Source organism: Burkholderia sp. WP9 (assembly GCF_900104795.1).
In the GTDB taxonomy this organism is placed as follows: domain Bacteria; phylum Pseudomonadota; class Gammaproteobacteria; order Burkholderiales; family Burkholderiaceae; genus Paraburkholderia.
The window spans coordinates 3,473,589-3,484,830 of sequence record NZ_FNTG01000001.1; the positions used below are offsets into that span (position 1 = coordinate 3,473,589).

General features: G+C 59.1%; 9 protein-coding genes and 1 tRNA gene. 2 read left to right on the forward strand and 8 right to left on the reverse strand.

Going from position 1 to position 11,242, the window contains the following annotated elements; all coding sequences use genetic code 11:
• Positions 1–46 precede the first annotated feature (46 nt).
• Together BLW71_RS15470 and BLW71_RS15475 are read right to left on the reverse strand one after the other, a co-directional pair.
• On the reverse strand, positions 47–1,150 hold the full coding sequence (locus BLW71_RS15470; protein WP_091797324.1) for a transcriptional regulator GvmR: 1,104 nt from the start codon (positions 1,148–1,150) through the stop codon (positions 47–49).
• A 341-nt stretch (positions 1,151–1,491) separates the two neighbouring features.
• Positions 1,492–3,348, reverse strand: coding sequence for a phosphoenolpyruvate carboxykinase (GTP) (locus BLW71_RS15475; protein ID WP_091797327.1), 1,857 nt, complete (start codon positions 3,346–3,348; stop codon positions 1,492–1,494).
• Positions 3,349–3,726: 378 nt separating this feature from the next.
• Between BLW71_RS15475 and BLW71_RS15480 the strand changes: the two genes are divergently transcribed.
• On the forward strand, positions 3,727–4,740 hold the full coding sequence (locus BLW71_RS15480) for a D-2-hydroxyacid dehydrogenase family protein (protein ID WP_091797330.1): 1,014 nt from the start codon (positions 3,727–3,729) through the stop codon (positions 4,738–4,740).
• A 102-nt stretch (positions 4,741–4,842) separates the two neighbouring features.
• On the opposite strand, the gene BLW71_RS15485 is transcribed toward BLW71_RS15480, so the two are convergent.
• Together BLW71_RS15485 and BLW71_RS15490 are read right to left on the reverse strand one after the other, a co-directional pair.
• Positions 4,843–5,721 (reverse strand): patatin-like phospholipase family protein, encoded by an 879-nt coding sequence (locus BLW71_RS15485; RefSeq protein ID WP_091797332.1) that lies wholly within the window; start codon positions 5,719–5,721, stop codon positions 4,843–4,845.
• 35 nt (positions 5,722–5,756) lie between these two features.
• On the reverse strand, positions 5,757–6,161 hold the full coding sequence (locus tag BLW71_RS15490; RefSeq protein WP_091797335.1) for a PaaI family thioesterase: 405 nt from the start codon (positions 6,159–6,161) through the stop codon (positions 5,757–5,759).
• A 204-nt stretch (positions 6,162–6,365) separates the two neighbouring features.
• On the opposite strand from BLW71_RS15490, the gene BLW71_RS15495 reads away from it, so the two are divergent.
• Positions 6,366–6,441, forward strand: a tRNA-Lys gene (locus BLW71_RS15495).
• A gap of 374 nt (positions 6,442–6,815) precedes the next feature.
• Here BLW71_RS15495 and BLW71_RS15500 read toward each other — a convergent pair.
• From BLW71_RS15500 to BLW71_RS15515, 4 genes are read right to left on the reverse strand one after another with little or no spacing between them, the layout of a single operon-like run.
• Positions 6,816–7,079: a PAAR domain-containing protein gene (locus BLW71_RS15500; RefSeq protein ID WP_091800903.1), complete on the reverse strand. Its 264-nt coding sequence runs from the start codon at positions 7,077–7,079 to the stop codon at positions 6,816–6,818.
• A gap of 59 nt (positions 7,080–7,138) precedes the next feature.
• Positions 7,139–7,531 carry a hypothetical protein gene (locus BLW71_RS15505; RefSeq protein ID WP_143048346.1) on the reverse strand — a complete coding sequence of 131 codons (393 nt, stop codon included), beginning with the start codon at positions 7,529–7,531 and terminating at the stop codon, positions 7,139–7,141.
• A gap of 14 nt (positions 7,532–7,545) precedes the next feature.
• Entirely contained in the window at positions 7,546–9,165 is a 1,620-nt protein-coding gene (locus BLW71_RS15510) for a type VI lipase adapter Tla3 domain-containing protein (RefSeq protein WP_091797341.1), read from the reverse strand.
• Positions 9,149–11,239, reverse strand: coding sequence for a T6SS effector phospholipase Tle3 domain-containing protein (locus BLW71_RS15515; protein ID WP_091797344.1), 2,091 nt, complete (start codon positions 11,237–11,239; stop codon positions 9,149–9,151). Before BLW71_RS15515 ends, BLW71_RS15510 begins: the two co-directional genes overlap by 17 nt.
• Positions 11,240–11,242: the final 3 nt, after the last annotated feature.

The window sequence follows — 11,242 nt, forward strand, 5'->3', positions numbered from 1 at the left end:
CTGTGCGGGCGCCGCCGGCTTTATCGATTCACCACTGATTGACCACTTACAGCGGCGACAAGGCCGTGGGTCGAGTGCGGGGCGTTGTTTTTGCCAGCGACTTCGGCAGCGGCGATAACTCGCTGTCCAGCAGGCGCGAGAGCGGCTCAGCGCCGTCGAAGGCTTCCGGCGGCATCGGATCCGCGGAATCGGGCGCCGTCGTCATAGCAGTCCGGCCAAGGCCATCCTCTTTGATCCACTGTTCACCAAGCAGGCTGTTCGGCGTCTGGCTGAAATGCTCGACCAGATGGTCGATGAACGTGCGCACCTTGGCCGGCAAATGGCGGCGGCTCGGATACGCAATGTTGATCTCGACCTGCGGCAGCCGGTAGTCGCCGAGCAGCCGCACGAGCCTGCCGCGCGTCATGTCACGGCCGATCAGATAGCTCGGCAGGATGGCGATGCCCATGCCGAGCAACGCAAACTGACGCAGCATTTCGGTGTTGTTCGCCACGATCACGTTCGACGGACGCACGCGGACCTCGCCCTCCGGGCCGGTGAACACGCGCTCGTCGCCCCAATATTCGGAAGGCAAGCTCAGGCACGGATGCTCGAGCAGATGCTCCGGACGCGTGGGCATGCCGTGCTTCTCCAGATACGCCGGCGTAGCGCACACGGTCATGCAACCCGTGGTGAGACGCCGCGTGACGATGCTCGCGCTGCGCATTTGCCGCGCGATCACCACGCCCACGTCGAAGCCTTCTTCGACCAGATCGACCTGGCGGTCGACCAACGTGACGTCGGGGATGACTTTCGGATAGCGCTCCGCGTACGTCTGAAGCACGGGCGCGAGATTGTGCAACCCGAACACCACCGGCGCGACGATTCGCAACGTGCCCACGGGTTCGTGATTGCGCGCGACCACCATCTGCTCGACGTCTTCCAGTTCGTCGAGAATCTGGCGCGCACGCTCGAGATAAACCTGGCCTGATTCGGTCAGAGACAAGCTGCGCGTGGTGCGATTGAGCAGTCGCGTACCGAGACGGCCTTCGAGGTCGGCAACGTGACGGGTGGCAACTGCGTTGGAAATATCCATCGCGCTCGCAGCGCGGGCAAAACTGCCGAGATCCGCCACTTTGACGAAAACTCGCATCGACTGCAAATGATCCATAGGACAACTCCTGCCGTGTTACTGCTTCCTGACAATTAGTGAAAACCAGTGAAGCGAACTTGGAATTCTCCTACGACTCGGGAAAACGTGTGTAAGTTGCCCGCGAAAGCGGAAATATTGTCAATATTTGTGCGACTGTGCGCCCTAACATGGGGCGCGATCATCGATTGTTCCATGAAAAGAAACAATCTGCTGCAATGCAGCTTGCACGGCCTTTTTTAACCCAACAGACGTAAAGCTTGTGCGCGCGGTGTGGAATCAGAAAGAAATGGCCCTGCGGTCGCCTCCAAAAGAAAAACCGCCCGAAGGCGGTTTTTCATGCGAAGTGAATACTCACATGATCAGGCGGCAAGTTTTCCTTCGAGCGCTCGTTTGGCTTGGGTCAGCGCGGGCGGCAGGCCCTGCTGCAGTGTGTCAAACAGTTCCGAGTGCAGCGCGAGTTCGTCGCGCCACGCTGCGTCGTCCACGGAAATCACCTGCTCGAACTGCTCGCGGCTGAAATTCAGCCCGCTCCAGTCGATATCCTCATAGTGCGGCGACACGCCGAAAGCATGTTCCTCACCCTGAGCCGAGCCTTCGATCCGGCCGACCATCCAGCTCAGCACCCGCATGTTCTCGCCAAAGCCCGGCCAGACGAACTTGCCGTCTGCGCCCTTGCGGAACCAGTTGACGCAGAAGATTTTCGGCAGTGTCGCGCCCAGTTGCTGCAGACGCTCGCCGGTCTTCAGCCAATGACCGAAGTAGTCGCTCATGTTGTAGCCGCAGAACGGCAGCATCGCGAACGGATCGCGGCGCACCACGCCCTGCTGGCCGGCCGCCGCGGCGGTCGTTTCGGAACCCATGGTAGCCGCCATGTAGACGCCTTCCACCCAGTTGCGCGCTTCGGTGACGAGCGGCACGGTGGTAGAACGGCGTCCGCCGAAGATGAACGCGTCGATCGCGACGCCCGCCGGATTTTCCCAGTCGGCGTCGATCGACGGGCATTGCGAGGCCGGCGCCGTGAAGCGCGCGTTCGGGTGCGCCGCCTTGCGGCCGCTTTCCTTCGCGCTCGCCGGCGTCCAGTCCTTGCCCTGCCAGTCGATCAGGTGCGCGGGCGCTTCGTCCGTCATGCCTTCCCACCAGACGTCGCCGTCGTCGGTCAGCGCAACGTTGGTGAAGATCACGTTTTCTTTCAACGTGGCCATTGCGTTGAAGTTGGTCTTCTCGCTCGTGCCCGGCGCCACGCCGAAGTAGCCGGCTTCCGGATTGATCGCGTACAGGCGGCCGTCCTTGCCCGGTTTGATCCAGGCGATATCGTCGCCGATCGTGGAGATTTTCCAGCCGTTCAGGCCTTCCGGCGGGATCAGCATCGCAAAGTTGGTCTTGCCGCACGCCGACGGAAACGCCGCCGCGACATGATGCTTGCGCCCTTCCGGCGAGGTCACGCCGAGAATCAGCATATGCTCGGCCAGCCAGCCTTCGGCGCGGCCCATGGTCGAGGCGATGCGCAGCGCGAAACACTTTTTGCCAAGCAGCGCATTGCCGCCGTAGCCCGAGCCGTAACTCCAGATTTCCCGCGATTCAGGAAAGTGAACGATGTATTTGGTAGCGTTGCACGGCCACGGCACGTCTTTCTCGCCCGCCGCGAGCGGCGCGCCGACCGAGTGGACGCACGGCACGAATTCGCCGTCTTCGCCCAGCACGTCGTAAACCTCACGGCCCATGCGCGTCATGATGCGCATGTTGGTGACCACGTACGGACTGTCGCTCAGTTCCACGCCGATATGCGCGATCGGCGAACCGAGCGGCCCCATCGAAAACGGCACCACGTACATGGTGCGGCCGCGCATGGCGCCCTCGAACAGGCCGTCGAGCGTCGAGCGCATCTCGGCCGGGGCGATCCAGTTATTGGTGGGGCCCGCGTCTTCGCGGTGCTGCGAGCAGATGAAGGTGCGATCTTCGACGCGCGCCACGTCGGACGGGTCGGACCATGCGAGATAAGAATTGGGACGCTTGGCGGGATTGAGTTTTTTGAGAGTGCCCGCTTCGACCATCTGCGCGCAAAGCCGGTCGTATTCTTCCTGCGAGCCGTCGCACCAGACGATCCGCTCCGGCTTGGTCATCGCAGCGACGCGCTGCACCCAGTTGACCAGTTTTCGGTTCTTAACCCACGCGGGCGCCTCGATAGTGGGCTGACCTTCGAATGAGGGATGATTCATCGACTTGTCTCCGTTTTGAAAGCAATAGAAAAACGGTACAAGCCCAGTGACGCTGCATGCGAGAGGCGTTCAATTCTTCACGCCGGGGTTGCTGCCACCCGACGCGCAATTGTGCAGGTCATTCCGGGCCACACAGCCTGTTGAGCGGGGAGGCCAGCCGACGGGGCTTCTGCAACCGTCTGTAAAGCGGCTTGCCTCAACACGCAACAAACTGTTAAAAACGATGTCAATCGGCCTTTGCCGTGGCGCTGCCATTCTGTGCGGTAGCTACTACGGTAAGGCATTCAGCCAGACCGGCATGTGACCTAGGTCACATGGTGGGACAGTCAGCATAACACTCCGTTCCGCACCACCAAGGTGCGTCGCAAGACACATACCATGAAGATTGCCATCCTCGACGATTACCAGGACGCCGTTCGCAAGCTCGACTGCTTTCAATTGCTGGCCAACCACGAGGTCAAGGTTTTTAACAACACCGTCCGCGGTCTCGGCCAGCTGGCAAGCCGTCTCTCCGAAGTCGACGCACTTGTCCTGATTCGCGAACGCACCCGCATCAACTCGCAACTGCTCGATAAACTGCCGCGTTTGCGCATGATCAGCCAGACGGGCAAGGTTTCGAGCCACATCGACCTGGCGGCCTGTACCGAACGTGGCATTGCCGTGCTCGAAGGCACCGGTTCGCCGTACGCGCCCGCCGAATTGACGTGGGCTCTCATCATGGCGGCCCAGAGGCGGATTCCGCAATACGTAGCAAACCTTAAGCAAGGAGCCTGGCAGCAGTCTGGTCTGAAGACGTCGGCGCTGCCGCCGAACTTTGGTTTGGGGCAAGTGTTGCGCGGTCAGACACTGGGAATCTGGGGTTACGGCAAGATCGGCCAGCTGCTTGCCGGATACGGCAAGGCATTCGGCATGAACGTGCTGATCTGGGGCCGCGAGCATTCGCGCGAAGCCGCTCGCGCCGACGGTTACAACGTGGCGGAGAGTCGCGAGGCGCTATTCGAGCAGAGCGACGTGCTGTCGCTACATTTGCGCCTGCACGACGACACGCGCGGCATCGTCAAACAGGAAGACCTGATGCGGATGAAACCGACCGCGCTGCTCGTGAACACGAGCCGGGCCGAGTTGCTCGACGAAAACGCGCTGGTGAACGCGTTGTCGCACAATCGTCCGGGGATGGTCGCTATCGACGTCTACGAAAGCGAGCCGATTCTGCAGGGCTACAGCCTGCTGCGCATGGAAAACGTGATCTGCACGCCGCACATCGGCTACGTGGAGCGGGAAAGCTACGAGCAGTATTTCACCGCGGCATTCAACAACATTCTGGCTTTCGACGCTGGCGATACGAGCAGCGTGGCGAATCCGGAAGCGTTACAGGGCGGCCGCCGGCGTTAAGAACGGCAGGTTCCGCGATGGGCGGCTCGGTGCCCACTGAGCCGCAGGAGAGTTCGTCCAGCGGGGTTCGCGCAGTATCGGCCCTCGCCACCGCTAGTGCTCTCACCGCGCCGTTTCGTGCGCGGCGGCTTCCATCAGATCGGGCATGCGTTCGAGAAAGGTCTCGCCATCGGCGCGGCCAAGGTTATACGCGTGCACCATCTGCGAGGGGCTCGTGTAATCCCAACTGGAAATCGGCACCTTGCGCGACGGCTGCACATAGAGCCGTTGCTGTACGCCGTGCGGCACGACGAACATCTGCGGCCGCGGATAGAGACGGGTGACCATCACGAGCACGTTGCCGGGTGCCTCGGAGTCGAGCGCGCCGACTGGCACGTTATCGACCATGCCGCCGTCCAGCACCGGCCGGCCGTTGCGCCGTAGCACCGGCGTGAACGGCGGCGTACTCGACGATTGCAGGATCAGATCCGCCAGATCTTCGACGCTCGCGCAATCTTGCGCGCGCACGAACTCCGGATGAAAGCCGAGCGTTTGCCCGAGCGTTGGATGCAGCGTCTTGCGCACGTACTTTTCGATGTTGTACGCGATCAGACCGGCGGCCACCGCGCTGCGCGCACCGAGCCAGCGCGGCAGATGCGACACGCCGATGCGGATTTCCGGCGCATCGGCGAGCGTCGAAAACTTCTCGCCGTAGATGTCGAGCAGCGCCTGACGGTAGATACGGTAATGCGGAAACACCGACTCGCCACGCAGCAGGTTGCCCCAGTAGGCGTTGCGGGTGTTGTGACGCAACGCGTCTTCGTAATAGCGCATGACCCAGTCGGAATCGCGCGTGTAGAGCATGCACGCGGTGGCGGCGCCGGCCGAAATGCCGGTGATGACGCGCGGCCGGATCCGCAATTCCGGCTGCACCACGTCCCAGAAACCCGCCTGCCACCAACAGCGATTGCCACCGCCGGCGAATACGACCTGATCGAACATCCTGATTTTTCCTCTTATGCGGCGCTCTGCCCGTTTTAGTCGAGTAGTGCGTAGGTCGTGGTGGCGTGGACGGCCATATTGCCGGCTTCGTCGAACAATTCGACCTCACCAAACACGAGGTTGCGGCCCATGCGCAGCACTCGCGCGGTGATCAGCACGTCGCCCTTGCGCACCGCGCGCATGAAATTGATATTGAGCGAGACCGTACTCATCGGCTTGAAACCGCCGAGCGCGGCCGAAATGGCGACGATCATGGCCGTGTCCGCCGCGGCCATGAAGACCTGGCCGCAGATCACGCCACCCGCGTGACGCAGCCCGCCCGAAAACGGCAGGCGCAGCGTGGCGCTTTCTTCATCGACCTTGACCGGCGTCAGCGTAAGCGCGCGGACCCACGGCGCGAGGATGCGGTCGAGTAATTCGATAATCTCTTTGTCATCCATGGCAAGCCCCAGGTCGAAAGCCGCGCGATGCTGCGTGCGGCAAAGTGTCCGCGACATGATACCGGGACGATATAGACAACGCTTTTTTCACGACAGCGAGTCCATTGAGGAATGCCTCGGGACCGTCGATGCAAATTTTTTTAAGAAATCTGCTAAAGGGGCTTGGCAAGCCCGAAAAATTTCTGCATAATTTCGCTTCTGTTGGGGGCGTTAGCTCAGTTGGTAGAGCAGCGGACTCTTAATCCGTAGGTCGAGTGTTCGAGTCACTCACGCCCCACCAAGATTCAAAGCAAAAAGCCCGGTCCTTGCGACCGGGCTTTTTGCTTTTCGGGTTCATGTGGGCACGGTGTGGGCATTAGGGGTGAACATCGATCCATGCGATTAGCGCGCCCAAGTCCGCGCGTCTGGCTCCACAGAAATCTAACTTCGAACGACAGTCAGCTATCGATCAAACACGGGCACGGTTGCATCGGCGACGAAACCATCGTCAGTACACTGCTCATCTGACTCTTGAACGGATCTCCATCAGGCGATAGGCGCAATAAGCCAAGTTGGCCAATTGCCAGGTACCGTCGAGCGGTGATAGCAATCAGCGACAGAGTATCGCGTAATGCGATGGCCAATCTCGCCCCACGGGACGCTGCAAATTCAGCATCATGCCAAGCCCGACATCGCCGTACTTGAGATGAGCGCAGCGCCGCAGGATGTCTTGTGGCCGTCAAACGCCACTGCGCGCCCGTCGACCCGGACTGTTTCGTCGCCTTCGATAATGACGCAGTTGTTGTGCCCCGACTTTGGACATGTGCACTTGTCGCCCACGCACGCAACGGCTCGCCCCATGACGGTCGAACCGTCCCGACCAGTGACTACCTTACCGCCATGGCTCGTAGAGTCGCCAACTCGGATCACCCCTCGCAAGACTGCCCCCTTCGAAAACATTGCATACCCATAAACGCATCTCTGCGGCTCCATCTGCGCTAGAGAGTGCATACCCCGCCCGTCCATCCCAGCGCCCAATCGATGGCAGCGCTAAGTGCGTAGATGAGAAGGACGGCGATCGCAAAACTCAACAGCGTTGGTCTGAAACGCGTGAATCTTGCGACCACAAACACCGTAAGCAAATAGGCAGCGAGCGGCAATAGAACGGTTCCAGGCTCGTGGGTCAGTTCCATGACAGGATCCACAAGACCTAAGATCAAAGTCCAGAAGATCGTTCCAAAGAAGCTGCGACAGTAGATCGTCGAGCCGCCGGCTATCGCAACGAGCATAAGGACTGCGCCGAGCGCGGCAAGCCCCGCAAATCGGGTCCAAAACGGCGCGAGAGAGTTCGCCGAAGGGGAGTCCGGTTGTTTCGTGGCCTGATTGTCCAAGGTTTCACTCATAGTCAATTAAACGGTTTCTCGTCAGTCGCAAGATTGCGCTTTTTGTCGAGGTCATCTGGGGGAGTAATCAGAACCAATTCTGCATTTCCCCTCGCATCCCGCATGACAGCAGCACTTGCCTTCCCATCCTGGAAGCCGGCAATGAGTGACAGCGCAAGCTGCACGGCTCCTGAGGTGACCCCAGTGTTGCCGAGTCGGTAGCCAACGTCGTAGCCCTCCTTCACGTCACCCGTTGATGGAGCTTCGGGTTCTGTGCCCAGAGCCTGGGTAAGTGGGATCACAGATTCCCTGTTTCCAGTCGTATCGAAAAGGACCCGTGCGGGTCTCACCACGGAGTTACCTGTCCCGACCATCCGCTGCCAACCCTCCCGAAGCGCGGCCGCCTGCGCTTGCTCCCGCAAGGGGGCGCCATGCTTATCGGCCAAGTGCACCTGCACTGGCCTTTCAAGGTATCCAACGACGGGCGCTTCGTCATACTCCTTCAATTGCCACTCCGTCCATCGGACAGGAGTCCAGGGGGTGGGCTGGTACTCGCCGGGTCCTTTGTTCTGTGTCTGTTTCCAAAGCTCGGGCACCCGCGCGCGCCACCACTCAGAGGTCATCGTGCCTGGCGTAGAAGGTGCGTTCACTCCATGTGCGGCCGCCTCGGCCCCATAGTGCTTGTCGAACGCTTGAGTATCGTCCCAGTAAAAGTTCCACAGCTTGACAGCGTCAAACTGGACTTCACGAGTATCAATGCTTCCTGGCTCTTTAACAGCGAATGGCCTCAGACGATCAACCCGGTCCGGGCACGTCACGAAAAGCGCGACATTGCTATCGAATACAGCGGGAACCACCGCCGTGTCCGGCAGTAGACCAGAGCCAGGCTTTCCGAGCAGTTTTCGGGTAACCATACCGTCACGCGCGAAGACGATCGCAGCGGGCGCGTCCGGGTTTTCGTCGAAGAATCTGAAAACGTCGGCCAGCGATAGACCCGCGCCATCAACGGCCTGCTGGGTCATAAACAGGTGGAACGGCAAACTTCCAGCCTGGCGAGCCTCGGCGATTGAAAACGCGGCTCCATTCTCGCTTTCCGGATCTTTTGCTGGGCCGTAGGCGAAAACCGGTAAGGGCGTGTAGTCGACAGCGCGTCCCGCACCTAGCTTGAGAGCAAGTCCACTACGCATCGTAGACAAGGATGACTTGTTGGTCCAGGTTGCCGGATAGTCAGATGCTTTACTGGAAAAGATAGATGCATGGGTCTCCGCCTTAGCAGCGAGATGCTCAAGAATTTCGGAGCCGGTTAGCGTGTCCACTGTGATTCCAACACCACGCACCTGCAATCGGGTGACGGGTTTGCCATATTCCGCCGATGCATCCACAAGTTGCGGCACAGGAGCGGTCGTTCTGGGAGCCGCTTTGGCCGAGCGCGCGCCTCCCCACAACCAGGCGCACATTGCAACTCCGATTAAGATGAGGATGACTACAGAGATTTTTACTGCCGATGCCATCGCCAAGGTATCCCCCAAAATTCGTATGATCGGTTGACTTGTTGCGTAAAGGAGGGCTGCAGCGACGACAACCAAGCCGGTGATCGTAAAAACCGCTTCGAGTTTTCTAGGGCGATCATCGTGGCAAACCATTGAAATTCCAGTTTATTGGAGGCATCACCGGCTTTTCCGGGTTACTTCGTTGATTGGTCGTCTCACTTACCACGAGACTTGGCAGACTCGCTGTGGCCACCGAATCAGGGAGCGTTCCAGACGAGTAGTAGCTACATGCCGCAACCACGAGTTCACTACCCTCTTTCATCTCCTTGAATTTCGGAAGGTTCTTGATCGTACTTAGCGGAGTCTTCCAGTCCGCGATCGCCAACCACAGAGTCTGCCAATCCTTGTTATCCAACGTTTTTGCCTGTCCGATAGCGACGTCCATAGACGTTCCCCATCGCTGATTCCATGGGTCTCGAAGTATGGCGGAATGGTACGAGTTCTCGGAAAGCACCTTGGTTGGGTCACCATTCTTTTTCGTCAATGACTCGGGATCCTGAGACATGCGTGCCCTTGCCTCGTTTGGGGTTTCCTCACGCCACGCAGTGGTAGTCCCAAATCCAACACTCTGAAACTGGACTTCACGGGTCTGGTCGTCGAGGCTCTTCCCAGCATTAAATTGGGCTTTGAGGCTGTCAACCGTCGAATCAGAAGTTATTGGAATCTGCTTCCACTGTAGTGATGCGTATGAATTGCCCAGCGCGAGATCCTGGCTGACGGCATCCGGAGCCTCCATCCCAGAACCGACCTTCGCTTCCTCGCCATGCAGCCGTGGTACGAAGGCAGGTTTAAGTTCATCGCCATTAATGTTCCGCTTCCCGATGTCAGGGATGTCCGTGACCTTGGGAGGTGAACCAACGAGGATAGGTTTGGCCACGTTGTCGGAGAGTGCCCATACGCGCTGACGGAAATTAAACTGCGCGAGCGTGTTCATGGCCGAATACGTATTGCTCGCGCGCTGGGGGCGAGTATGGTTTCCGTCCCAGAAATACTCTTCACCGTCTAGCGTATCGGGAATACCAAACTTTCCTACCCCGAGCACGTTGGGCAACCCTACTGTCCCGTCGGACGGACAGAAGTAAAGATATACGCGCCCCCGATTGTCGCGTTCGTCGAACGTTATCGGTTTTTTATTCAAATCCAGACGCTTCCCCGCTTTCGGGCTCCAATCGTGTCCAGCACGGCCGCCAGACTTCCCATTCGTATAGACCAGTTCGCTGAGATCGGGCAGCTTATAGGGCGCTTTGGTGCACTCGGATACGATGTTGACCAACGTTTGAAGCTTTGCCTGAACCGTCTGTATGGGCGCATCTGGCTGTGCGATGCTGTTCATCCAGTGGCGGTCCTCGTTGAACGAGTAGGGGCTATCGACGAGAATCAGACAATCGGCGTAGCGCTTTCCTTCATCGTGCAACATTGCCTGTGCAAGGAGCGTGATCATCGTACCCTGACTGTGCGCCATGACAGTAATGGTCTCGTCCGGCGCGACGGAACGGATCGCTGAAATCAGCATGGCCATCCGTTTCGCCGCAAGGACCTGATAGAGGCGATTAGGACTCGATCCAGAATACTGATAGTTGCTCATCGCGGTCTCAAGTATCCGGCGACTCGCCCAGCTTGACTTCCAGCCAGCACCGAACATATCGGGCAAATTGGCCGTCGCGTTATTGAACATGCCTCCAGCTTTGGCGAAGTGAGCGTCCAGACGATTGCCTCTCACGTCCTGATACTGCGTCCTCAGCCTTTCCGGTTGATTGGACTTGCCTTTGAGGATTTCTTTATCGGTTGCCCGGTAGCCCCAGTAAAAAGGAATGAAAACGGAGTGGGCGGCTGAACCGTCGCGTGAGTACAGGAAAGTATCCGGGTCGCTGAGCGCGTCGATCTGAGAGCCGGTCTTGCCTTTTGCTTTATCGGCCTGTGCCTGCTTATACATGGCACCGTAAGTACCTTTGTTCAGGTCCGCGCGGCTCAGACGATCGTTAAGGCCCTGACAAAGACCTTCTTCGACCGTCTCGTAATTGGCACCAGGATCATTGACCCCGTGCGAAAAGATCACGATACCCGGCAGGTCATTAGGGCGTGGAACTTGACGATCATTGGTCCGACCGGGCAACGTTGTGGCCACCCCCGAGCCGATCACGCTATGGCTTTTAGTATTTTCGGTCATTGT

What these genes read in the sequence shown, in the direction of transcription:
- BLW71_RS15470 (WP_091797324.1), bottom strand. Translation starts at nt 1,150, where the DNA reads ATGGATCATTTGCAGTCGATGCGAGTTTTCGTCAAAGTGGCGGATCTC.
- BLW71_RS15475 (WP_091797327.1), bottom strand. Translation starts at nt 3,348, where the DNA reads ATGAATCATCCCTCATTCGAAGGTCAGCCCACTATCGAGGCGCCCGCG.
- BLW71_RS15480 (WP_091797330.1), top strand. Translation starts at nt 3,727, where the DNA reads ATGAAGATTGCCATCCTCGACGATTACCAGGACGCCGTTCGCAAGCTC.
- BLW71_RS15485 (WP_091797332.1), bottom strand. Translation starts at nt 5,721, where the DNA reads ATGTTCGATCAGGTCGTATTCGCCGGCGGTGGCAATCGCTGTTGGTGG.
- BLW71_RS15490 (WP_091797335.1), bottom strand. Translation starts at nt 6,161, where the DNA reads ATGGATGACAAAGAGATTATCGAATTACTCGACCGCATCCTCGCGCCG.
- BLW71_RS15510 (WP_091797341.1), bottom strand. Translation starts at nt 9,165, where the DNA reads ATGGTTTGCCACGATGATCGCCCTAGAAAACTCGAAGCGGTTTTTACG.
- BLW71_RS15515 (WP_091797344.1), bottom strand. Translation starts at nt 11,239, where the DNA reads ATGACCGAAAATACTAAAAGCCATAGCGTGATCGGCTCGGGGGTGGCC.